Source organism: Corynebacterium meitnerae (genome assembly GCF_027570075.1).
In the GTDB taxonomy this organism is placed as follows: Bacteria; Actinomycetota; Actinomycetes; order Mycobacteriales; family Mycobacteriaceae; genus Corynebacterium; species Corynebacterium meitnerae.
Genome location: NZ_JAKMUS010000003.1, coordinates 132,158 through 152,940, shown reverse-complemented (window position 1 = coordinate 152,940; position 20,783 = coordinate 132,158). Strand labels below are relative to the sequence as shown.

25 protein-coding genes and 4 tRNA genes are annotated in these 20,783 nt (G+C 59.8%); 15 read left to right on the top strand and 14 right to left on the bottom strand.

The window, feature by feature from the left end; genetic code table 11:
- Positions 1 to 6 precede the first annotated feature (6 nt).
- From L8U60_RS03360 to L8U60_RS03325, 8 genes are all read left to right on the top strand, one after another.
- Positions 7 to 1,002 (top strand): P1 family peptidase, encoded by a 996-nt coding sequence (locus L8U60_RS03360; protein WP_269965009.1) that lies wholly within the window; start codon positions 7 to 9, stop codon positions 1,000 to 1,002.
- An 8-nt stretch (positions 1,003 to 1,010) separates the two neighbouring features.
- Entirely contained in the window at positions 1,011 to 1,793 is a 783-nt protein-coding gene (locus L8U60_RS03355) for a rhomboid family intramembrane serine protease (protein WP_420840141.1), read from the top strand.
- A gap of 166 nt (positions 1,794 to 1,959) precedes the next feature.
- Positions 1,960 to 2,478, top strand: a complete 519-nt coding sequence (locus L8U60_RS03350; protein WP_269964972.1) for a MarR family winged helix-turn-helix transcriptional regulator — start codon at positions 1,960 to 1,962, stop codon at positions 2,476 to 2,478.
- Between the two features lie 75 nt (positions 2,479 to 2,553).
- Positions 2,554 to 3,351 (top strand): glutamate racemase, encoded by a 798-nt coding sequence (gene murI, locus L8U60_RS03345; RefSeq protein WP_269964971.1) that lies wholly within the window; start codon positions 2,554 to 2,556, stop codon positions 3,349 to 3,351.
- A gap of 87 nt (positions 3,352 to 3,438) precedes the next feature.
- The gene (locus tag L8U60_RS03340; RefSeq protein ID WP_269964970.1) at positions 3,439 to 4,218 is read left to right on the top strand and encodes an MBL fold metallo-hydrolase; all 780 of its coding nucleotides are present in this window, start codon (positions 3,439 to 3,441) and stop codon (positions 4,216 to 4,218) included.
- 9 nt (positions 4,219 to 4,227) lie between these two features.
- A complete protein-coding gene (gene rph / locus L8U60_RS03335) occupies positions 4,228 to 4,965 on the top strand; it encodes a ribonuclease PH (RefSeq protein ID WP_269964969.1) in 738 nt (245 codons plus the stop codon).
- An 8-nt stretch (positions 4,966 to 4,973) separates the two neighbouring features.
- Positions 4,974 to 5,597 carry an RdgB/HAM1 family non-canonical purine NTP pyrophosphatase gene (gene rdgB / locus L8U60_RS03330; protein WP_269965007.1) on the top strand — a complete coding sequence of 208 codons (624 nt, stop codon included), beginning with the start codon at positions 4,974 to 4,976 and terminating at the stop codon, positions 5,595 to 5,597.
- 181 nt (positions 5,598 to 5,778) lie between these two features.
- Complete coding sequence (locus tag L8U60_RS03325; RefSeq protein WP_269964968.1) at positions 5,779 to 6,867, top strand: HNH endonuclease signature motif containing protein; 1,089 nt, start codon at positions 5,779 to 5,781, stop codon at positions 6,865 to 6,867.
- A 172-nt stretch (positions 6,868 to 7,039) separates the two neighbouring features.
- Here L8U60_RS03325 and L8U60_RS03320 read toward each other — a convergent pair whose 3' ends face one another.
- The 4 genes from L8U60_RS03320 to bcp all read right to left on the bottom strand — a co-directional run bounded on the left by L8U60_RS03320 (position 7,040) and on the right by bcp (position 8,628).
- Entirely contained in the window at positions 7,040 to 7,411 is a 372-nt protein-coding gene (locus L8U60_RS03320; protein WP_269964967.1) for a DUF3817 domain-containing protein, read from the bottom strand.
- 27 nt (positions 7,412 to 7,438) lie between these two features.
- Entirely contained in the window at positions 7,439 to 7,882 is a 444-nt protein-coding gene (locus L8U60_RS03315; protein WP_269964966.1) for an MreC domain-containing protein, read from the bottom strand.
- Between the two features lie 64 nt (positions 7,883 to 7,946).
- Positions 7,947 to 8,028: transfer RNA gene (locus tag L8U60_RS03310), tRNA-Leu, on the bottom strand.
- 123 nt (positions 8,029 to 8,151) lie between these two features.
- Positions 8,152 to 8,628, bottom strand: a complete 477-nt coding sequence (bcp, locus tag L8U60_RS03305; protein ID WP_269964965.1) for a thioredoxin-dependent thiol peroxidase — start codon at positions 8,626 to 8,628, stop codon at positions 8,152 to 8,154.
- A 101-nt stretch (positions 8,629 to 8,729) separates the two neighbouring features.
- On the opposite strand from bcp, the gene L8U60_RS03300 reads away from it, so the two are divergent.
- Positions 8,730 to 9,008 carry a DUF3618 domain-containing protein gene (locus L8U60_RS03300; RefSeq protein ID WP_269964964.1) on the top strand — a complete coding sequence of 93 codons (279 nt, stop codon included), beginning with the start codon at positions 8,730 to 8,732 and terminating at the stop codon, positions 9,006 to 9,008.
- A gap of 51 nt (positions 9,009 to 9,059) precedes the next feature.
- Here L8U60_RS03300 and L8U60_RS03295 read toward each other — a convergent pair whose 3' ends face one another.
- The 3 genes from L8U60_RS03295 to L8U60_RS03285 form a co-directional block, all read right to left on the bottom strand.
- Positions 9,060 to 9,635: an isochorismatase family protein gene (locus L8U60_RS03295; RefSeq protein WP_269964963.1), complete on the bottom strand. Its 576-nt coding sequence runs from the start codon at positions 9,633 to 9,635 to the stop codon at positions 9,060 to 9,062.
- A 15-nt stretch (positions 9,636 to 9,650) separates the two neighbouring features.
- Entirely contained in the window at positions 9,651 to 10,277 is a 627-nt protein-coding gene (locus tag L8U60_RS03290) for an LOG family protein (RefSeq protein WP_269964962.1), read from the bottom strand.
- An 83-nt stretch (positions 10,278 to 10,360) separates the two neighbouring features.
- Positions 10,361 to 10,433 (bottom strand) — tRNA-Lys (locus L8U60_RS03285).
- A gap of 317 nt (positions 10,434 to 10,750) precedes the next feature.
- On the opposite strand from L8U60_RS03285, the gene L8U60_RS03280 reads away from it, so the two are divergent.
- Positions 10,751 to 11,944: a L,D-transpeptidase gene (locus tag L8U60_RS03280; RefSeq protein WP_269964961.1), complete on the top strand. Its 1,194-nt coding sequence runs from the start codon at positions 10,751 to 10,753 to the stop codon at positions 11,942 to 11,944.
- Between the two features lie 85 nt (positions 11,945 to 12,029).
- On the opposite strand, the gene L8U60_RS03275 is transcribed toward L8U60_RS03280, so the two are convergent.
- From L8U60_RS03275 to L8U60_RS03245, 7 genes are all read right to left on the bottom strand, one after another.
- Positions 12,030 to 12,102 (bottom strand) — tRNA-His (locus tag L8U60_RS03275).
- A 48-nt stretch (positions 12,103 to 12,150) separates the two neighbouring features.
- Positions 12,151 to 12,783 carry an oligoribonuclease gene (gene orn / locus L8U60_RS03270; protein WP_269964960.1) on the bottom strand — a complete coding sequence of 211 codons (633 nt, stop codon included), beginning with the start codon at positions 12,781 to 12,783 and terminating at the stop codon, positions 12,151 to 12,153.
- Positions 12,784 to 12,793: 10 nt separating this feature from the next.
- Positions 12,794 to 13,594, bottom strand: a complete 801-nt coding sequence (cmrA, locus tag L8U60_RS03265; protein WP_269964959.1) for a mycolate reductase — start codon at positions 13,592 to 13,594, stop codon at positions 12,794 to 12,796.
- 10 nt (positions 13,595 to 13,604) lie between these two features.
- On the bottom strand, positions 13,605 to 13,826 hold the full coding sequence (locus L8U60_RS03260; RefSeq protein ID WP_269964958.1) for a helix-turn-helix domain-containing protein: 222 nt from the start codon (positions 13,824 to 13,826) through the stop codon (positions 13,605 to 13,607).
- Positions 13,819 to 14,391 (bottom strand): DUF2975 domain-containing protein, encoded by a 573-nt coding sequence (locus tag L8U60_RS03255; protein ID WP_269964957.1) that lies wholly within the window; start codon positions 14,389 to 14,391, stop codon positions 13,819 to 13,821. The genes L8U60_RS03260 and L8U60_RS03255 overlap by 8 nt, the downstream gene beginning before the upstream one ends.
- A 73-nt stretch (positions 14,392 to 14,464) precedes the next feature.
- Positions 14,465 to 14,884 carry an aspartate 1-decarboxylase gene (gene panD, locus L8U60_RS03250; RefSeq protein ID WP_269964956.1) on the bottom strand — a complete coding sequence of 140 codons (420 nt, stop codon included), beginning with the start codon at positions 14,882 to 14,884 and terminating at the stop codon, positions 14,465 to 14,467.
- A 47-nt stretch (positions 14,885 to 14,931) separates the two neighbouring features.
- Positions 14,932 to 15,005 (bottom strand) — tRNA-Arg (locus tag L8U60_RS03245).
- Between the two features lie 71 nt (positions 15,006 to 15,076).
- Here L8U60_RS03245 and L8U60_RS03240 point away from each other — a divergent pair.
- From L8U60_RS03240 to L8U60_RS03220, 5 genes are all read left to right on the top strand, one after another.
- Positions 15,077 to 17,065, top strand: coding sequence for a bifunctional copper resistance protein CopD/cytochrome c oxidase assembly protein (locus tag L8U60_RS03240; protein ID WP_269964955.1), 1,989 nt, complete (start codon positions 15,077 to 15,079; stop codon positions 17,063 to 17,065).
- Between the two features lie 217 nt (positions 17,066 to 17,282).
- Positions 17,283 to 17,930, top strand: coding sequence for a single-stranded DNA-binding protein (locus L8U60_RS03235; protein ID WP_269964954.1), 648 nt, complete (start codon positions 17,283 to 17,285; stop codon positions 17,928 to 17,930).
- Positions 17,931 to 18,027: 97 nt separating this feature from the next.
- The gene (gene ettA, locus L8U60_RS03230) at positions 18,028 to 19,698 is read left to right on the top strand and encodes an energy-dependent translational throttle protein EttA (protein ID WP_269964953.1); all 1,671 of its coding nucleotides are present in this window, start codon (positions 18,028 to 18,030) and stop codon (positions 19,696 to 19,698) included.
- A gap of 20 nt (positions 19,699 to 19,718) precedes the next feature.
- A complete protein-coding gene (locus L8U60_RS03225) occupies positions 19,719 to 20,135 on the top strand; it encodes an acyl-CoA thioesterase (RefSeq protein ID WP_420840142.1) in 417 nt (138 codons plus the stop codon).
- On the top strand, positions 20,135 to 20,773 hold the full coding sequence (locus L8U60_RS03220; protein ID WP_269965006.1) for a DUF8185 domain-containing protein: 639 nt from the start codon (positions 20,135 to 20,137) through the stop codon (positions 20,771 to 20,773). Before L8U60_RS03225 ends, L8U60_RS03220 begins: the two co-directional genes overlap by 1 nt.
- Positions 20,774 to 20,783: the final 10 nt, after the last annotated feature.

Genomic DNA, 20,783 nt, shown 5'->3' with positions numbered 1-20,783 from the left:
TGGGCCATGACGCCGCTAGTCACTGATTTTTCTGTGCCGGGTCTTGCGCTTGGCCATTGTTCTTTGGGGGACACGGGGGTCACCGCCATTGTGTCCACCGATGGTGCTGGTGCACTCGGTGCCGTGGATGTTCGTGGTGGCGGACCTGGCACGCGTGAGACGGATCTGCTGGATCCTCACAACAGCGTTGAGCGCGTCCATGCCGTTGTGCTGTCCGGTGGTTCCGCTTTTGGTCTTGCCGCTGCCGATGGCGCCATGCGGGAGCTGGAATCCCGCGGCATCGGCTTCCCTGTCTTCGGCGAGGGCAATCCAGGCCCGCGCGTACCCATTGTCCCCGCCGCCGTCATCTTTGATCTCATCGTGGGGGATCCGAACCATCGTCCGGGCGCGGAGGACGGCGCGGCAGCAATCCGCGCTGCTTTCGACGGCACTGCTGGGGATCGCTCCGGCACAGTAGGCGCCGGTTGTGGCGCCTTGGCCGGCGCGCTGCGCGGCGGATTTGGCCGTGCTCAAACCACGGTGAAAAGCGCCGATGGCCAGATCGAGTACATCGTGGCCGCCGCGGTCGTGGCCAACCCGTTGGGCAGCCCCATCGATTCGGCAACGGGCCGGTTCTATGGCGATCCCACCCGCCCGCCGGTAGATACACAGGCGTTTTCCCAGTTGGAACGCCCCACCCCGAAGCTCAACACCACCATCGGAGTCGTGGCCACCACGTGCCCATTGCCAACCGCACAGCTCGAACGCTTGGCCATGACTGGGCACGATGGCTTGGCGCGCGCCGTGCGCCCCGCCCACTCGCCGCTTGATGGGGATACGCTTTTCTGCTTATCGACGGCGCAGGAAACCCCCGCCACCACTGACCCGGAGCTGTTCTACGCCCTGTGTGACGCATCGGCCCGCTGCGTGGAAGCCGCGATTGTGGATGCAGTGGCATCCGCCGAATCAGGCTACGGCGTTACTGCATGGAGCGACATCCTCGCACCAAACCCATTAAGCTAAGCCGCACGATGAGCACTTTTCCCCCTTCCAGCCCATATCCCGGCAACCAGTACGGCAACCAGCCGGGTGGCCAGTTCGGCAATCCGTACGGCGCACCGAATGGTGGCTTGCCCATGAGGCCGTCGTATCCCGGCCAGCCGACGCAGCCGATTCATCCCCGGCAGAAAACCCGCCGGAGCCAGATGCGTCTGGGACTGACGTATGCGGTGGGGTATGTGGTGCTCATCTGGGCAGTTCACATCATCAACGTGTTCTTGTTCGGTGGAACCTTAACGGCGTTTGGTATTCACCCGCTGGATGTATCGTCCTTGCCCTACATTTTTACGTCGCCGATTCTGCACGTGAATTTTGAGCACCTCATGTCCAATACGGTGCCGGGTGCTATCTTTGCATTCCTTATCGGTTACTCAGGAAGCCGAGTGTTCTGGGAGGTCACTGCTTTTGTGGTTGCCCTCGGCGGTGTCGGTGTGTGGTTCTTCGGTGGGTTGGGAACAAACCATATCGGCGCGTCCATGCTGGTGTATGGCTGGTTGGGTTACCTGTTGGTCCGCGGTATCTTCAACCGCTCAGCATCACAGATTGCCTTGGGGGTTGTGCTTGGCCTGTTTTATTCCGGTTTGGTGTGGGGCGTTTTGCCGCTGACACCAGGGGTGAGCTGGCAGGCGCACCTCTTCGGCGCATTGGGCGGTATCGCGGCGGGCGTGATTATTACGTCTGATGACCCGCCAGCACTGGCCGCCAAGAAGCAGCAGAAGAAAGCGCTGAAGCAGTCTTCGCAGCGCATGCAGTAAGGCAGTCCCTGTTTTCTTAAGAATCCTCCTTAGTTGTGGCATCAGATAAGTGATTTCTTAAGTTGTTGCCGAAACGACACGCCGTGAAACTGTTCGTGACCAGTGTTTATAAGAAGGTCAATTCAGAAAATATGAATTTTCTAAGCCTTAAGCTATTCTTAGTTTCATGAGCAACATGGATGCCCCTTTCGGCGGACTGTCCGCCCACGAAAATGATGTTTGGGCCCGTTTCTGGGCCATGCAGATGCAGCTGCCCACCAGCCTTGACGCACAGCTGAAGCGCGACGCTGGTGTTACGTACTTTGAGTTCCAGGCGCTGCTGAAAATCTCTGACTCTAAGCACAACTCGCGCCGCATGACGGACCTGTCGGAGGCGACGTCGATGTCGCTGTCCCACCTGTCGCGCGTGGTTACCCGTTTGGAGAAGAAGGGCCTCGTCGTTCGCATTCCGGACCCGAATGATGGCCGTTCCACCTTCGCAGCACTGACCCCAACGGGTGAGAAGACCGTGCAGGAAGCGCTGCCGGGTCACGTGGCTGAGATGCGCCGCGTGTTCTTTGACAACCTCTCTGAATCTGAGCTGGACCTGCTCACGGGTGTGTTCTCCCGCGTGAACTCCGCTCTCGTTGCTGAGCCGGGTCTCAGCTCCGTAGCTGCACAGCCGGCGAAGGTTGACGCAGCGTAGGTCTTATCTGCACGATCCGTCGATAAGCAACATGCTCTCAGTACCGCCCCCACGAGGGGCGGTACACTTTTATGCGTGAATAACAACGCGCCAATTGGGATTTTTGATTCTGGGTTCGGGGGATTGACCGTGGCTCGCGCGGTCATGGATCAGCTGCAACATGAATCGGTGCTGTACATCGGGGATTCCGCGAATGGGCCGTATGGCCCTAAGCCGCTCGCGCAGGTGCGCCAACATGCGATGGACATTGCGGATGAGTTGGTTGAGCGCGGCTGCAAGATGATTGTCATTGCGTGTAACACGGCATCCGCTGCATTTTTGCATGATGCGCGTGAGCGTTACGACGTCCCGGTGATCGAGGTGATCAAGCCAGCCGTGCGTCGTGCGGTGGCAACGACCCGCAACGGCAAGGTGGGGGTTATTGGTACGGAAGCGACCATCCGTTCCGGGGCATACCAAGATTTGTTCAATCTGACGCCGTCAGTGGAAGTAACTGCCGCGGCCTGCCCGGCGTTCGTGGAATTCGTGGAGCGTGGCATCACTTCGGGCCGCCAGATTCTTGGTGTGGCACAGGGCTACTTGGAGCCGTTGCAGGCAGCGGGTGTGGACACGCTCGTGTTGGGCTGCACGCACTACCCGCTGCTTTCCGGCGTGATTCAGCTGGCTATCGGCGATGATGTCACGCTCGTCTCCTCGGCAGAGGAAACCGCGAAGGACGTGCTGCGCATTCTCACGGAAAACGACATGTTTGCTGATGAGGGGCATGAACCCACGAGGGTTTTTGAGTCCACCGGTGACCCGGAAACCTTCAACCGTCTTGCGGAGAGGTTCCTTGGCCCGCACGTCGCGGCCGTGTCACACGGAACTACATAAGTGATTTAGCCCATGTCGGTGGGGATTATGGCAGGTCATGGCGAGTTTGTTTTAGGTATTTCTTAGGATCCGTGGCACAGTGTTCGCATGAAATTGACTGTTCTCGGATGCACTGGGTCGCTTGCGGCTCCGGGCAACCCCGGATCGTCCTACCTGATTAACGCGCGTGAGGGGGACCCGGGAATTCTCATGGATTTTGGTCCGGGTGCTCTAGCTGCGCTGCAAGAGGTAGGCGATCCGTCGGATGCGCATCTGCTATTCAGTCACCTTCACGCTGACCACTGCTCGGACACTGCGTCGTTGTGCGTGTGGCGTCGTTTCCACCCCACGGCGCCAGCAACGCGGCGTCACATGCTCTACGGCCCCAGCTATGCGGCAGAGCACTTGGGTCGAATGAGCGCGAACGGTCCGGATGAGATTGATGATCTGTCGGACACCTTTGATGTACACACCTGGGTATCGGGTGAGTCCGTGGACATTGATGCCGTGACGGTCACTCCTTTCGCGGTGGTGCACCCAGCAGCGGAGTCGCATGCCTTGCGTGTGGAGGACAAGGATTCTGGCGCGGTGATTACGTTCTCGGGGGATTCTGCCTACACACCCGCGCTGGTGGAGGCGGCCCGTGGTGCTGACCTGTTCCTCTGTGAGGCTGCGTGGGGGCCGGTTGCCGATGAGAACACCCCGCCCGGAATGCACATGTCAGGCCAGGAAGCTGGCCGGCTGGCGCGTGAAGCGGGTGTGAAGAAGCTTGTGCTCGTTCACATTCAGCCATGGTCCGACAAGGAAGCAACCCTCGCAGCTGCCAAGGCGGAATTCGATGGTGAGGTTGTTGTCGGCTGTGCGAAGGATGTCTACGAGGTTCTGTAGGCTCGTGGCATGACTGAAGCAAATTCCTTTGTCCGTGCTGATGGTCGCGAGCTTGATGAGATGCGCCCGGTGCGCATTACGCGTGGCTTTACGACGAATCCTGCTGGCTCCGTCCTCGTCGAATTCGGCAACACCCGCGTGATGTGTACTGCCTCCGCCGAGGAGGGCGTGCCCCGCTTCAAGAAGGATTCCGGCGAGGGCTGGCTCACGGCTGAATACTCGATGCTGCCGGCGGCAACGCATGAGCGTATGCCACGTGAATCCATGCGAGGCAAGGTCAAGGGACGCACCCACGAGATTTCCCGTTTGGTGGGCCGCTCCCTGCGCGCGGCCGTGGATCTGTCGCAGCTGGGGGAGAACACCATTCAGATCGACTGCGATGTGCTGCAGGCTGATGGTGGTACCCGTACCGCGTCCATCACCGGCGCGTACGTTGCCTTGGCTGATGCGATCGCACACCTGAAGGAACGCGGCCTGGTTCCAGGGGAGCCGCTGCAGCCGCCGGTCGCTGCTGTCTCCGTGGGCATCGTCGACGGCGCTGTGTGCCTGGATCTGCCGTATGAGGAAGACTCCCGTGCAGAGGTGGACTTGAACGTGGTGATGACGGAGTCCGGCAACTTCGTTGAAGTCCAAGGCACGGGTGAGCACGGCCTGTTCGGCCGCGATCAACTGAACGCCATGCTCGATTCGGCTGAGAAGGGCTGTTTCGAGCTCATCGCGGCGCAGAAGGCGGCGCTGGGGTGGTAAATACACCGCTGAAGATCCTCGTTGCCTCTGGGAATGCAAAGAAACTCCGCGAACTGGAAACGGTTCTCGCTGAGTTTTCCATCGCGGGCGTGGAGCTTGTCTCCCTCAAAGACGTAGAGCCATACCCTGAACCGCCGGAGACCGGCCTGACCTTTGAAGAGAACGCACTGATCAAGGCGCGTGCGGGTGCTGCCGCAACGGGGCTTGCCTGCGTGGCAGATGATTCGGGCATTGCCGTCGAAGCACTCAATGGTATGCCGGGTGTCCTGTCCGCCCGCTGGTCTGGGGACCACGGCGATGACCAGGCGAACAACGATCTGTTGCTCGCGCAAATGAGCGATATTGACCACCGCGCCGCTGCTTTCGTGTCGTGCTGCGCACTTGACGTGCCAGCTGAGCTGTCGCCTGACGGTCAGCCCCGTGAGATCACCGCGGAAGGTCGCTGGGAGGGCGCCTTGCTCCGCGAGCCACGCGGGGAGAACGGCTTTGGCTACGACCCGCTTTTTGAACCCGCAGATTGCCCCGGCCGTTCCTCAGCCGAGCTGAGCCCGGACGAGAAGAACGAACGCTCCCACCGTGGCGCAGCCCTGCGCGTGCTCGCGCCGGAGATTGCCAAGCTGGTGGGAGCGTAAAGCGCAGGCTTTAACTTTTTTGGGTTTTGAGGGAACCGGCCTGTTTCTGCTGGTTACGTGGCCTCTTTACGTGTCCTGCCGCATACTTCAGCGCGCGCGGCCTGTGGATAGTTTTGTGTTATCCACAGGCCGTTTTGGCTGATCCTTTCGCTTTCTTGCGTTTCGGTTTAGCGTGCATGGCATGAGTTCTTTTGCAGCCTTAGTAGCGGGTTTGACCAACCCGATCGAGGCCCTGGCAGACTTTGATGCCCGGGTGCTCCTCGATGCTGGCTGCAGCCCTGCCCGTGTTCGCGAATTAGTAAAAGTCCACACGGCCTACTACGGCAAAACCACGTTCACCCGTAAGCAAGCCAACGCGATCAAGATCGCCCGTTCCACGAAGAAGTCCATGGATCAGCTGGCCTACATCGAAGGTCGCCTCGCTGGGATCAAGGACTCCGCCGAGAAGTGGCGCCTGCGCCTCGCCCTGTTGTCTGTTCCGGGCAATTACGACACGTTGAAGCGTCGTTCGACGGACATCGTGCCTGAGGTGGATAAGCCTGCTCCGGAGCCAACAGTTCGGTATGGTCGCTCGAATAAGAAGAGGCGTCCTGTGACCATCATGGCCCTAGAAGACGACGCTGCCGCCATCGAATTCGCCACACGACAGAACCTTGACGATGGTCCTGCTGGGCCCCAGATGTACGAGAAACTCATGGCCATCCTGGGCCTGCGCCCCGAAGAGGGTGAAGCTCCTTCTGGTATTGCCCCTGCAGTCCCCCGCCCCTTGGTCCTCATCCCGTTGGACGAGCACATCAACATCATGAAAGGTCACGGAAATGATGTCATCCTGGGGCTCACCGATGGCACCACCATGACCGGTGCGGAATTCCTTCAGCAGAATTTTGGGGACGTCTTGGAAGTCGCCCTGTTCCACCCCCAGGAAGGCCCCGTCAACCTGTACGACACGCAGCGCTTCGCTAACCAGAAACAGCGCGACTTAGCCCGCGCCACAATGCCCACCTGTCCTGTGCCGGATTGTAGGCATGCAGCCGATAACTGCGAGGTCCACCACATCAAAGCCTGGTCGAGGGGTGGGTTAACCAACATGGATAACCTTGCCATGCTGTGCAGGTACCACAACCGCACCAACGACGATGACCCATCCAAACCCCACCACGGGCGGGTGGAAAACATCAGAGGCACACCAATGTGGAGATCACCACGCGGATACCTCATCCCCAACACAGTCCACCCCTTCGGAGCAATGACGCTCTTGTACGGGCGGTAAGCGACACCTCTTGCCGAAAGCCAGCGACAGCTGGTCTTTCGGTGTGCCCGTTTGACTATGGCGATCCGTGCGCGACAAAACCGCAGGTCGCCGATCGCTGGAAGGTGCGATAGTCAAACCGGACCATGGATGCACGACGCCCTGGCAGCCAAGAACGGCTAACCGGGGAGGTCTAGGGCTCGTTGAGGGCGAATTCCTTCGTGACTTCCTGGCGGCGCCAGTGTTCGACGAAGAAGGACAGGAACGGCACAACGCCGGCTAGGGCGGTGACGAGCCAGGTCTTCGTGGCCCAGCGGGCCTTCATGCCCAGGTTCAAGGTTGCCAAGAGGAACAGTGCGTACATCCAGCCGTGGGCAATGGCCACCCAGTTCAGGCTGCCAACATCCATGTGAAGGGCGTACTCCATCACCATGCGCACGCACAGCAGAAGCAGCATGACACCGGTGACCCATGCGGCAACGGAGAACAACGTCAGCGCAGTCTTCACACGGCGCTTACGTTCCGGGTGAATGCGCGGTTCCGGGGTGGTTGGGGGAGTGGTCATTGTTCTTTCGTCTTTCGCTACTGGTGGTTACCTGGTGTCGTCGATAGGCCGGCGCCTACGTGGAGTGTTTAGCTCATTGAATTCCTCCACATCCAACTCACGCCGTTGGGGGAGGAAGTCCTCACTGATCTCCGTCATGGGGGCATCTTTGTCCGGATCGCCGAATGCTGCGGCGTCGGCTTCGTAGAGTGCATCCATGGAGCGGCCGGCGTTTTCAGCATCGATTTTTTCGTTCTCCATCTTCATACCGGCGCGGTAGATGTATATGAAGAACAGGCCGAACATGGGCCACTGCAGTGCGTAACCCAAGTTTTGGAGTGATCCTGTGCCGGAGGTGTAGCGCGACCACTGCCAGCTAGCCAGCAGGAGGCTCACCGCCACGGCCGCCACAAGCAGGATGACGTGCCATGCGCGCACGCGCAGACGCTTGCGCTGTGGGGGTTGCTCAGTGTGTTGGTCTTGGTCGCTCACACCCCAGACTCTATCAATCAAAGTGTTGAGCCCCCAAGGTCTGAGGTGGAGGGCAAAGAATTTGTGCGCCCGGTGAGACTTGAACTCACACGCCTTACGGCACTGGAACCTAAATCCAGCGCGTCTGCCAATTCCGCCACGGGCGCGCACCCGCACCTCAGCGTCGTGGGCCCTGAAAAGTAGGCCGCGACATGGCGCGGAGCGGTTCACAGTGTACAGTGCCCCACCCGCTGAAAGAAACAGCTGTTCGGGGTGGGGGTCTTCGCCGCTTAGCTGAAGTCCAGATCGCGCAGCAGGCGGCCAACGTGGCCGGTGGCCTTGACGTTGTACTGGGCTGCTTCGATGGTGCCATCAGCGCCGACGAGGAAGGTGGAGCGGATCACGCCTTGGACGATCTTGCCGTAGTTCTTCTTCTCGCCGAAGGCGCCGTAAGCGGTCATGACTTCCTTGGACTCATCAGAAAGCAGCTCGATGGTCAGGTCATGGTCAGCACGGAACTTGGCCAGCTTCTCCGGCGAGTCCGGGCTGATGCCCACGACTGCGACTGAAGCGTCCTCGAACTCGGAGAGGTTCTCGGAGAAATCACAGGCCTCACGGGTGCAGCCAGGGGTGTTGGCGCGTGGGTAGAAGTAGACGATGACGCGCTGGCCGGCGTAATCGGACAGGGAGACGGTCTCGCCCTTGTCATTGGTCAGAGTGAAAGCAGGGGCGGTGTCGCCGACGTTCAAACGAATCTGTTCAGTCATATCCGCCACCATAGTGGCACTGTCTTCATACTGCGCCACGGATTCTTCGGTACAGTACTTGGGAGAACAAAGAGAGAAACAAACCTTCAGGGGAGTTAAAAGTGGCACGCGATATTAACGATATCCAGCGCGAAATCGAGCGCACCCGCGTCAACCTGGCCAACACGATCGATGAGATTGCGGACCGTACCCGTCCGGAAAACCTGGCTAACAACGCTAAGGCGCAGGTCAGCAACAAGCTCAAGGACGACAAGGTGCAGAAGGTTCTCGCCGGTGTCGCCGTAGCAGTTGTGCTGCTGGTGGCCATCAAGTCTTCTAACAAGCGCAAGAAGAAGAAGGATCTCAAGGAGCTGCAGCGTCTGCTCGCTGAGCGCAACTAAAACACAATAAAAATAGCGCGTCCCTGTCGATGAGGGGCGCGCTGTTTTTGCTTAGATAACGGTGGCGCCGGCTTCGCGGAGTTCCTCCAACGCCGCAAGGCCGCGCTCTTCGCTCACGGGGGAGCAGTGCTCGCGCAGCACGCGCACGTTAAAGCCTTCGCGTAGCCCATCCAGTGCGGTCGCGCGTACGCAGTGATCGGTGGCGATGCCCACGACGTCGATATGCGTCACGCCACGCTCATTCAGCCACTGCGCAAGAAGTACATCTTCATCGCTTGTCGACGCCCCCTCGAATCCGCTATACGCCGCCTCATACCGCCCTTTGCGGAAGTACTCCTCGATAACGGCTGCGGCTGATTCCTTCGCCAGTAGCGCCCGCATCGCAGCGCCTTCGGAGTCCGCAACGCAGTGGACAGGCCACGTGTCCACAAAATCGGGGGTATTAGAAAAGTGTGTGCCCGGATCAATGTGCCAATCCTGGGTAGCCACGATGTGGTCATAGTCCCCGGAATTGGTGGCGAGGAGCTGGGCAATACTCTCCGCTACGACATCCCCACGCTCAGTGGCGAGGGAACCGCCGGGGCAGAAATCATTCTGAACATCAACGATGACAAGAGCCTTGGTCATATCAAGCAACCCTACTCACTTTGATTCGTGTGAGACGTCCTGTGGGGCAGGGGACCAGCGCGGACGCTGCGGCTGCCACTGAGCCAACAGATCCAGCAACTCATTAGGATCATCTGCCACGACGAGGCTGTCCCGATCCTCCTGCCGCACAAAACCGTGGGCGACCATGTGGTCCACCATCTGGATCAGCGGCTGCCAAAAATCGACGCCCAACAGCCCGATGGGTTTGGTGTGGAGGGCGAGTTGTTGGTTGGTCCATTCGTCGAAAAGCTCATCGAGCGTGCCTGTACCCCCAGGAAGCGCAACGAACGCATCACACCGCTTACCCATGAGGGCCTTGCGCTGCGCGAGCGTATCCACGAAGACGAGCTCCGTGAGGTTCGTGTGCGCGATCTCATGCGCGGCAAGGTGCTTCGGGATGATCCCCACCGTCGACCCGCCACCGTCGATTGCACCCTGGGCGACAGCCCCCATGAGCCCCAGCCGGCTACCGCCGTAGACGAGCGTGATCCCGCGCCGGGCAAGCGTTGCCCCGAAATCCCTAGCCAACGTGTTCATCGCGGGCACGGTGGCTTCCCGTGCACCCGCGAAAACGGTGACGGCGGTGATGGGGTGGGGTGTTGTTGCTGGGGTGGTGCTCATGCCCAACAAGGGTAGTCTGATGAACTGTCCTGGATACGAAAAACGAGGCCAGGGCACTGGGTGTGCTCCGACCTCGTGGTCTGTGCGCCATCAGGGAATCGAACCCCGAACCCACTGATTAAGAGTCAGTTGCTCTACCAATTGAGCTAATGGCGCTCTGCCTTACGGCAACGAAAGAAAAATATAGCACCACAATTTAAATAGGTGAAATCGCCTGGTTAAAGGGGTGTTTCAAAGGCTTGGAAACAATACGATAACGACTGTGAGGAAGTGAATGTTTCAAGTGGGACTATGTGGGGCGAGCGGTTAAGGTGTCCGTCACGGCAGTCGCTTTTGTATGTTCATGGCGGTGTTCATGGCGGTGCAGAATTCAAGAGTGGGAATCCTGTAACCAAGTAGGCGTTATAAGCGACTAATAAAGGTGAAGTCCGATAGCGGTATCGGCGTGCGGCAGAAAGTTAAGTGGTTGAAGCATGTCCTCTAAGTCGGTGTGGTCAGTGTCAAACATCCGGCGTGTAGTTGTTACTGGCATGGCGGCAGTGCTCGTTGGCGCCGCCGCGGTGGGGTGCACCCTCGAACGCGGGGACGCCGCGGAATCCGGGGAGTCCGAGATTGTCCAGGACACCCCTGCAACCATTTCGGTCAAGGACGGCTCGGAGGATGTAGAGCCGGGTATCCCGGTTACCGTGAACACTCCCGCGGGGCTGGATACCGTCACCATGACGAATGAGTCCGGCAAGGAAGTTGAGGCCACCTTCAACGAAGACCGCACGGAATGGACCACCACTGAACCGCTGGGGTATGGCAAGACCTACACCGTCAAGGCCATGACCAAGCTGGGTACGGCCTCGATTGCCACGTTCACCACCGTGAGCCCCCGCTTGCAGTTGGCTGCGTCGATCAGCCCCACCCAGGGCTCTGAGGTTGGTGTTGCCCAAGCCATCGCCTTCTACCTTGACGTGTCCCCGGAGGACCGTCAGGCGGTGCAGGACGCCATCACGATTGAGACGTCCAATAACACTCTGGGCGCCTTCTACTGGGTTGAGAGCAATCAACTGATCTGGCGCCCCAAGGAGTACTGGACGCCAGGTACGGAGGTGACGGTCAAGGCCGACCTTTATGGCAAGGACTTTGGCAACGGCATCTACGGTCAGCAGGACAGTGAAACGAACTTCACCATTGGTGAGGAAGTCCTTACCAAAGTGGACAACAGCACCAAAACCCTGACGGTGTACCGCAATGGTGAGGAAGTGAAGTCCTTCGCCATCGCCCTGGGGCGTGACAACAGCTACGACACCCCGAACGGCACTTACGTGGTGGGTGACAAGCACGACAGCTTGGTCATGGACTCCCGCACCTACGGCCTCAGCCTGGAAGCGGGCGGCTACGTTACCCCGGTGAATTACGCCACCCAGCTGTCCTGGTCTGGCATCTACGTCCACTCCGCACCGTGGGCAACGTGGGCAATGGGGCAGACGAACGTCTCTCACGGCTGCATCAACGCCACCCCGGCGGATGCACAGTGGTACATGAACACCGTCAAGCGCGGTGACCCGGTGGAGATTGTGAACACCAAGGGTGACACCCTGCCCGGCACCGACGGCCTGGGCTACTGGAACATTGATTGGGAGACAATCAAGGCCGGTAACGCCGACACGTCTGCCTAGTTTTCGGCTCATCTGCGTCCGCGGCATGCGCAAGACCCCGCACCATCCCGCTGAAGCGGAGTGGCACGGGGCCTTTTTTCTTCGGGGTGGCTGACGGGGCTCGAACCCGCGACACCCAGGATCACAACCTGGTGCTCTACCAGCTGAACTACAGCCACCATCGCTGCTTGCGCAGCGGAAACCAACTCTAGTTCACTTGGTGCGTTTTACAAAAACCGCTGGTAGCGCTGCTCGGCGGCCTGCGAAAACGAGGAGGCTTCGCCAGATTCAGGGCCGGGAGTAGCGGTGAAGACGGCGCGGCGGTAGTAGTCCAGCTCACGGATGGATTCCACGATGTCAGCGAGCGCGCGGTGTGCCAGCCCCTTATCGGGCTGGTTGTAGTAGGCCTTGGGGAACCAGCGGCGGGTGAGCTCTTTGATGGTGGATACGTCGATCATGCGGTAGTGCAGGCGCTCATCAAGCCGCGGCATGTAAGCGCGGATGAAGGTGCGGTCCGTCGCGATGGAGTTGCCGGCCAGCGGTGGGCGAATGTCTGCGCAATGCTTCTCGACGAATTCCAGCACCGCCTCCTCCGCCTCCTCCAGCGTGACCGTGGAGGCCTTGATCTGCTCGGTGAGACCGGAGGAAGCGTGCATGTTGGTGACAAAGTCATCCATCTCCGCGAGTTCGTCTTCGCTGGCGTGGATGACAAGGTCAATTCCCTCGTCGAGGATGTTGAGTTCCGCATCGGTGACCAGGGCGGCGACTTCCACGATGACGTGGCGGTCAGGGTCCAGCCCTGTCATTTCAAGGTCGATCCAAACAATGCGGTCGTCTTTAGCAGCTAGTGCTTCACTCATGGGCACAACGCTAGCCCATCTTGGCGTAGAACCAGCCCATCACGGGTGCCAGCGCACCGCGCGGGGCGAAGGAGGATACGAAGTCCATGGCCTTGGATAGCGGGCCCGGGGTGATGCGGCGGCGGTTTTTCATCATCGCCTCAATGGTTTCGGCGGAGCAGGACTCGTAGGTGGTCCACAGGAAGTCCGGGACAACCTTGTCCACGATGGATTGCTCTTCCTCCGGAACCACGGCATCACGCACGGGGCCAGGCGCAAGCAAGGTGCAGTGCACGCCGGTTTTCTTCAGTTCGTAGTGCAGTGCTTCCGTGAATGCGTTGACGCCGGCTTTGGTGAACACGTAGGTGGCGTTGTTCGGAATCGGCACGTTGCCGGCGGCGGAGCCAACGTTGCACAGTGCGCCCTCGCCGCGCGGAACCATTTGGTCCAGCACGGCTTTGGTGATGCGGAAGACAGCGGTGGCATTCAGGTTGAACTGGTTTGTTTCGTAGTTCCAGTCCTGCTCCATGAATGGGCCGAAGGAGGCGATGCCGGCGGAGTTGACGCAGATGGAGACCCGGTAATCGTCGATAAGCGAAAGAAGCTCGTCCACGTCTTCGGCGACGGAGAGATCATGTGCTGCGACGACGACCTCAACTCCGTGTGCGTCTGAGAGCTCGGCGGCGAGCGCTTCGAGCACGTCCTTTCGCCTAGCGACGACGATGAGGTTGTACCCAGCTTTGGCAAAGTCGCGCGCCATGGCCTCGCCGATGCCTTGGCTGGCACCGGTGATCAGGGCGTAGGAGTCGTGGGAGGGGGAAGGAAAACTCATGCCTGCGAGCCTACTTCACTGAGAAGACATCCCCCGGCTGACAGTCGAGCGCCTGGCAGATCGCGGCGAGGGTGCTAAATCGAACGGCTTTCGCGCGGTTGTTTTTCAGGACGGAGAGGTTGACGGGCGTGATGCCTACCTTTGCGGCGAGTGCGGCGCCGGTGATGCCGCGCTCAGCCATGAGCTCGTCGAGGTGGCAGATCACTTGGGGTTCAGTGGTGGGGTTAGACAAGGCCGTCCACATCCTCTTCGAGTTTCGCGCCGCGGCGCAGGATCCTGGCCAGTGCGCCGAGAACGAAGATGAGGAGCAGAGCCGGGGCCAGCTCGGAGAGTGGGGTGCTTGTGCCGGCGTCGCCCCACCAGTCGATGCCAAGTTCGGCGGCCGCCCAGTTATTGGCTAGGCCTTCCAGGCCCAATCGGGCAATGAAGAAGACAACGATGCTGTTCCCTGCCACGTTGAGCCGCCGCGCGTTCTTTTCGGTGAACACGTTGCCCTTCGCCATGTCGGTGAAGGTGTTTGTCGTGAGGAAAACGGCGCAGAGCAGAGATGCCAGTTTCAAGCCCAGGGCGACGGTGAACATGGTCTGCGGGCCTGAGGAAAGATCCGCAAAGTGCAGGCCACCTTCGATGGCGGGGGAGAGTCGGCTGGAAATCGTTCCATCGTTCACCAGCGCGATGATCTCTGGCAGGAGCCATGCGAAGGTGATGGCGACGGCGAGGGCATCAGACCAGGAAACCTTCGTGCGGTCGCGGCCCTTCGGCGGACGGGGGTCAGGGGTTGGGGTGGAGGTGTTCATGACGGCAATCCTTTCTTATCGGTATTCGATGCTGTCGATAATCGATATGCCGTCAAGGGGTTTAGTGAAAAAACTAGTTGTCTTCGGGGTGGCGCGGGTTGCGTAGGCCCGTTCCTTCCGGCGCGTGAGCTGGGTCTTCGCCGTTCTCCAGGATCTTGTTGCTCTCATCGACGAACACCACCCGCGGACTGTAATCCGCCAATTCCTCGTCCGAATACTGGGCGTAGCCGATGATGATCACCAGGTCACCGGGGTTAATCAGGCGCGCGGCAGCGCCGTTGATGCCGATTACCCCGGAGCCGGCCTCACCGGTGATGGCGTAGGTGGTCAGGCGGTTGCCGTTATTGATATCCACGATGTCGATCTGCTCGCCTTCGAGCAGATCAGCTGCCTTCATGAGGTCAGCGTCAATCGTGCAGGAGCCGACGTAATGCAGGTCGGCCTGCGTGACCGTGGCGCGGTGGATCTTGGACTTCAACATGGTGCGAAACACGGTTGAAAAGACTACCTGACCAGTGGGCTGACCAGCGAAAAAATTTGCGCCCCCAGCAGGACTCGAACCCGCGACCAGCCGGGTAGAAACCGGATGCTCTAATCCACTGAGCTATGGAGGCTTGGTGTTCATCATCGTAACGCACGCTGGGGGAGTCGCTGATAAGCGTGGGTAACTTGTACGCTTTAACGCATGTCCTTGAGTGTTTCAGCGCGTGTAGCTTGGCCGATCTACGTGGTGTTGATGCTTGTCAGCGCGTTGGTGGCAGGAACGTTGTCGTTCGTGTTCCTCGGCGATTCGCTGGCGGCGTTGGGCATTCCAGATCCGGGGGTGTTGACGACGGTGGGGTTGCCGTCGATACGCGCTGCAGCCTGGATTCTTGCATCGCTGGCCACGGGCTCCTTCATGTTTTCTGCTTTCCTGATTCCGCCGAATGAGAAGGAGCTGCACGGCGCGCGCCTGACTGTGGATGGGCACATTGCGGGGCGCACGGGCGCCTGGGCGAGTGCGGGTCTGGCGCTCATCGGGCTGTTCATGATTCCGCTGGTGCTCTCCGATATTTCGGGCACTCCGCTGACAGACGTGCTGTTTAGCCCTGAGATGTGGGCGATGGCGCTGGATCGCGTGGCGGATGCGAAGATTTGGCTGCTCGTGGCGTTTCTCGCTGCCGCGGTGGCGGCGTGTGGGCTGCTGGCGAGTAGCTGGTCTTCGCAGGTAGCACTGCTGCTTGGCAGTCTTGCTGCCATCATGCCGCTGGGTATGTCCGGCCACTCCGCGGCGGGTGGTAACCACGATTACGGCACGAACTCCTTCCTGTGGCACCTCGTGTTCATGATGGTGTGGGTTGGTGGCCTGCTCGCGCTCATCGCGCACGGTCGTCGCCTTGGCCCGCACATGCCGCAAGCTGTCGCGCGTTACTCGCGTATCGCGCTGTTCTCCTTCTTTGCTGTCGCAATTTCAGGCGTGATTAATGCGCTCATCAGGGTGCGTATCGACGATCTTTTGGCCACCGCCTACGGCGCCACCGTCCTGGCGAAGGCCGTTGGTCTGGTTGTTCTGGGCTTGCTGGGCTATGCCCACCGTGAGCTGACCATCCCGCACCTGCAGGAACGTCCGGCGCTGTTCCGACGGATCGCCGTCGTGGAAGCAGTGGTCATGGCTGCTGTGACCGGTGTGGCTGTGTCGATGGGGCGCACCCCGCCGCCCACCCCGGTGGTGACGGACCTGACGCAGATGCAGGTGAAGATGGGCTACAACCTCTATGAAGCGCCGACGTTCACCAACGTGTGGACGATCTGGCGCCCGGAGGTGCTGTTCTCCGTTATTGGTGTGCTGCTGGCCGTGTACTACCTGCACCTACTGCGCCGCGTGTCCGGCTGGGAGAAGTCCCGCACTGCGTGGTGGCTGGTTGGCTGCGCGACGATCGTGATCACCATGTCCTCCGGCATTGGTATGTACATGCCGGCTGCGTTCTCCGTGCACATGGTCGTGCACATGATTCTGTCCATGGGCGCGCCCGTATTCTTGGCGCTCGGTGCGCCATTGACCCTGATCAAGCGCGCATATCCGGAAGACGAATTTGGGCCGCACGCATGGGTGAAGGCTTTTGAAGAGTCCACCTTCGTGCGCGTGATTACTTACCCGCCGGTATCGACGGTGCAGTTCCTCGTGGTCTTCTACGTGCTCTACGTCTTCCCGTCCTTCTACCAAGTGGCCGTGTCTGAGCATGCCGGCCACGTGCTCATGAACGCCGCATTCTTGGTGTCCGGATACTTCTACTTCTGGGAACTTATTGGCCCGGACCACATCCCGGGTAGGAAACCAACGCCGGTTCGTTTCGCGTGGTTTGTCTTCTCTATGCCCATCCACCTCTTCATGGGTGTGTACCTCATGCAGCTGAATTTAGTTTTGGGGGAAAGTTTTTACGAAAATCTTTCGCTTCCATGGAACCCGGACTTTTTGCGCGATCAAAAAGTCGGCGCCGGCATCGGTTGGGCGGCCGGAAGTTTCCCCATGGCGGTCGTGTTCCTGTACCTTGCCGTGGGGTGGCTCCGTGAAGATCGCGCTGAATCAAAGGCCCGTGACCTGCGCGAAGAGGAGACAGATGATGAGGAGTGGCGCGCGTACAACGAGATGCTGGCCCAGTACTCCAAGACGCGCGGTGGCGGCCCACGCGGTTAAAAAATTTGGTGGGGGAGCGCTTCATTCCCATTGAATGAAGCGCAAAATCGGGCATGAGCCTGTGGAATTTATTTTGAGTTATCCACAGGTTTTTAGGGGTGTATTCGCGCAGTGCGCCGATTTAAGGAAGCGTTGTTGGTGTCACGCATTCCCGGATGCGGGAGCGGGGCGAAAAGTACACGAAACATCACAACAACTTTTCCGAAAGGACACTGCAATGACGTACCTACCCATCACACTGTCGGGCAACCTGATTGAGGATCCGGTGAGCAAAGCTTTTGACACTGGCAGCTTCCTCACCCGACTGCGCCTTGCGGCGAGCCGCCGCGTGCGCACGGACAGCGTGGATACCAACGGCAACAACATGTGGGCGGACACAGACACCCTTTACATCGACGTTGAATGCTGGGGTCAGTTGGCTTTGAACGTGCAAGCCTCCCTCCGCAAAGGCGTGCCCGTTATCGTCTCCGGTCGCCTTGTCTCCGAAAAGTGGACGGACAAGGAAAACGTGACGCGCTACAAGCACATCATCAAAGCCAACCAAATCGCGCTAGAACTCAACCGCCACCAAGTGGCTTATCGCTCTACCGCTTCCCAGGCGCACACGCCAGATGGCGTTGACGATGTCAAACTCCTCACCGTGGAGGAGTACGGGAAGAAGCACGGCGTGACTGTCACGCAGAACACCCAGAACACCAAGGCACCGGAGGACAGCCAGGCCAGCCAGAACGCTCAGGACGACCAGCAGGGGCAGCAGGCGAAACCGGCGCCGTCGACAAGCAATCAGAGTGTTGCGGGCGATGGTGTCCTCAATAGGCCATCCGGCGCAAACGCACCGCGACCACAGCCAGCAATGGCTGGGTAAGACGGGGCGACCCAGCTTGTCGCCGGGGTGATGTACCCTTTGAGGTGGTTTTCAAACCTCCACCACAACGCATGAAACGCGAGAGAAGGGGACGCTAGTGGCTGAGTTCATCTACACGATGAAAAACGTTCGCAGGGCCGTCGGTGAAAAAGTCATTCTGGACAATGTCACCATGGCCTTTTACCCCGGCGCCAAGATTGGTGTCGTTGGCCCGAACGGTGCAGGTAAGTCCTCCCTGCTGAAGATCATGGCTGGCATTGATCAGCCAAACAACGGTGAGGCTTTCCTGGACCCCGGTGCCACCGTGGGCATCCTGCTCCAGGAGCCGCCGCTGAATGAGGAAAAGACGGTTCGTGAGAACGTCGAAGAGGGCCTCGGCGAGATCTTTGAAAAGAAGCAGCGCTTCGAAGAAATCGCTACCGAGATGGCAACCAACTACTCCGATGAGCTCATGGAAGAAATGGGCAAACTGCAGGAGGAGCTGGACGCTGCGGACGCATGGGAGGTGGACTCCAAAATTGAACAGGCGATGGAAGCACTGCGCTGCCCGCCGTCTGATTCGCCGGTGACCAACCTCTCCGGTGGTGAGCGCCGCCGTGTCGCGCTGGCCAAGCTGCTGCTGTCGGAGCCGGACTTGCTGCTTCTCGACGAGCCGACGAACCACCTCGACGCGGAGAGCGTCCTGTGGCTGGAGAAGCACCTGCAGACCTACCCGGGTGCAGTGCTGGCGATTACGCACGACCGCTACTTCCTGGACAACGTCGCCGAGTGGATCTGTGAGGTCGACCGCGGCAAGCTCTACCCGTACGAGGGCAACTACTCCACCTACCTGGAGAAGAAGGCTGAGCGCCTTGAGGTTGCTGGCAAGAAGGACCAGAAGCTGCAGAAGCGTCTGAAGAGCGAGCTCGAGTGGGTCCGTTCCTCGCCAAAGGCACGTCAGGCGAAGAACAAGGCTCGTCTGGAGCGCTACGAAGAGATGGCAGCCGAGGCGGAGCAGTACAAGAAGCTCGACTTCGAAGAGATTCAGATTCCTACCCCGCCGCGCCTGGGCAACAAGGTCGTCGAGGTGAAGGATCTGAACAAGGGCTTCGATGGTCGCACCCTGATCAAGGACCTTTCGTTCACCCTGCCGCGTAACGGCATCGTGGGCGTCATTGGCCCGAACGGTGTGGGTAAGTCCACCCTCTTCAAAACCATTGTTGGTTTTGAAGAGCCGGATTCCGGCACGGTGGAGATCGGCGATACCGTGAAGATCTCCTACGTGGACCAGAACCGCGAGAACATCGACCCAGAGCAGACCGTGTGGGAAGTTGTCTCCGACGGGCTGGATTACATCCACGTTGGCCAGAACGAAATGCCGTCGCGTGCATACCTGTCCGCCTTCGGCTTCAAGGGGCCGGACCAGCAGAAGCCGTCGAAGGTTCTCTCCGGTGGTGAGCGTAACCGCCTGAACCTGGCGCTGACGCTGAAGCAGGGCGGCAACCTGATCCTGCTCGATGAGCCGACGAACGACCTCGATGTGGAAACCCTGGGTTCCCTCGAAAACGCGCTGCAGAAATTCCCTGGCTGTGCTGTGGTGATTTCGCACGACCGCTGGTTCTTGGACCGCACCTGTACCCACATCCTCGCGTGGGAAGGCAACGTCGAAGAGGGCAAGTGGTTCTGGTTCGAAGGTAACTTCGGCGACTACGAGGCCAACAAGGTTGAGCGCCTGGGTGAGGAAGCGGCGAAGCCGTCCCGCGTCACCCACCGCAAGCTCACCCGTTAAACATCTGAGACGAAAGGACAATCACTGTGGGCAACCTTCTTTCAGATACCCAGGTCATTCCGCTGCGTTGGAACGACTATGACCGGTATGGGCACCTGAACAACTGCAAGTTCGTGGACATCTCGCAGGAAGCGCGTATCGCCTTCATGCAGGAAAACTTCGCGGACCAGGAGCAGGAATTCGGTGTGTTCGTCCGCCACGTTGAGGTGGATTACCTCCGCCCGGTGATGCCGGATACGAAGAAGGTCACGGTGGATACCACCGTGACGGAGATCGGCAACACGTCCTTCAAAACCACGCAGGATCTGAAGGACCGCCACGGCAACGTGTGCGGCGTGGTTAAGACGGTGCTGGTTGCCGTGGATCTGTCCACCGCAGCGCCGCGTGAGATCACGCAGCAGGAGCGTGGAATTCTTACGGCAGGTTCGGGCGAGTAATCATCGAAACGCTCGAAATCAGCGCGGGAGCAGCAGGGCTCAAGGCTCTCACCTCCCGCGCCTTGTCGTTGGATGAGGACGCTTCAGCGCGTATCGACGATCGCGGGGACGGCACCCTCGACATCTTCGTCACCACCCCCTTTGATTGCTTCGCCGCGCGTCGCGTGAGGGGAACGGTGTCCCGAGACAAAGCCGTCGTGGCTGCGAAGGACGTGGATGCGGCACTCGCGGATGGGCGCACGGAGATCGGCCCTGCCCGCGATTCCCGCTGGCCCGGCGCATTGCCGCCGTCGGAGGGATTCGTGGAGCGTGACGTGGTGCCCGTTGCCGTCGTACGTGACCTGGCTGATCAAGGACGCCGTTTGGCGCGCCAATTCTCTGGCCCTCTTGGCCCGCCGCGGTCCTTGCTTAATCAGACGGTGCTCACCGTGGATAGTGAGCAGGAAACCGGCGGCAGTGCCGTAGAAGTGCCCATGCGCATGATCTTTACCTGCACGTCGTTGGGGCTCATCCCAGGGCCAGGTGCTCCGGTGGAGCTGCCCCGTCACCTGCGGATTGCCACAGCAGGCCGGTGGGTGCGCATGGACGCGCCTTTCGGCAGCGTGTACCACTCCACCGCACTCAACCTGCTGTTCTAAATCCTTTGCC

Excerpts from the sequence above, each read along its gene's own strand:
- rph (WP_269964969.1), top strand. The coding sequence starts at position 4,228 with ATGACTGAAGCAAATTCCTTTGTCCGTGCTGATGGTCGCGAGCTTGAT.
- L8U60_RS03280 (WP_269964961.1), top strand. The coding sequence starts at position 10,751 with ATGTCCTCTAAGTCGGTGTGGTCAGTGTCAAACATCCGGCGTGTAGTT.
- L8U60_RS03320 (WP_269964967.1), bottom strand. The coding sequence starts at position 7,411 with ATGACCACTCCCCCAACCACCCCGGAACCGCGCATTCACCCGGAACGT.
- L8U60_RS03355 (WP_420840141.1), top strand. The coding sequence starts at position 1,011 with ATGAGCACTTTTCCCCCTTCCAGCCCATATCCCGGCAACCAGTACGGC.
- orn (WP_269964960.1), bottom strand. The coding sequence starts at position 12,783 with ATGAGTGAAGCACTAGCTGCTAAAGACGACCGCATTGTTTGGATCGAC.
- L8U60_RS03295 (WP_269964963.1), bottom strand. The coding sequence starts at position 9,635 with ATGACCAAGGCTCTTGTCATCGTTGATGTTCAGAATGATTTCTGCCCC.
- L8U60_RS03350 (WP_269964972.1), top strand. The coding sequence starts at position 1,960 with ATGAGCAACATGGATGCCCCTTTCGGCGGACTGTCCGCCCACGAAAAT.
- L8U60_RS03255 (WP_269964957.1), bottom strand. The coding sequence starts at position 14,391 with ATGAACACCTCCACCCCAACCCCTGACCCCCGTCCGCCGAAGGGCCGC.
- L8U60_RS03360 (WP_269965009.1), top strand. The coding sequence starts at position 7 with ATGACGCCGCTAGTCACTGATTTTTCTGTGCCGGGTCTTGCGCTTGGC.
- L8U60_RS03235 (WP_269964954.1), top strand. The coding sequence starts at position 17,283 with ATGACGTACCTACCCATCACACTGTCGGGCAACCTGATTGAGGATCCG.
- bcp (WP_269964965.1), bottom strand. The coding sequence starts at position 8,628 with ATGACTGAACAGATTCGTTTGAACGTCGGCGACACCGCCCCTGCTTTC.
- L8U60_RS03325 (WP_269964968.1), top strand. The coding sequence starts at position 5,779 with ATGAGTTCTTTTGCAGCCTTAGTAGCGGGTTTGACCAACCCGATCGAG.
- L8U60_RS03290 (WP_269964962.1), bottom strand. The coding sequence starts at position 10,277 with ATGAGCACCACCCCAGCAACAACACCCCACCCCATCACCGCCGTCACC.
- L8U60_RS03340 (WP_269964970.1), top strand. The coding sequence starts at position 3,439 with ATGAAATTGACTGTTCTCGGATGCACTGGGTCGCTTGCGGCTCCGGGC.
- L8U60_RS03240 (WP_269964955.1), top strand. The coding sequence starts at position 15,077 with ATGTCCTTGAGTGTTTCAGCGCGTGTAGCTTGGCCGATCTACGTGGTG.
- cmrA (WP_269964959.1), bottom strand. The coding sequence starts at position 13,594 with ATGAGTTTTCCTTCCCCCTCCCACGACTCCTACGCCCTGATCACCGGT.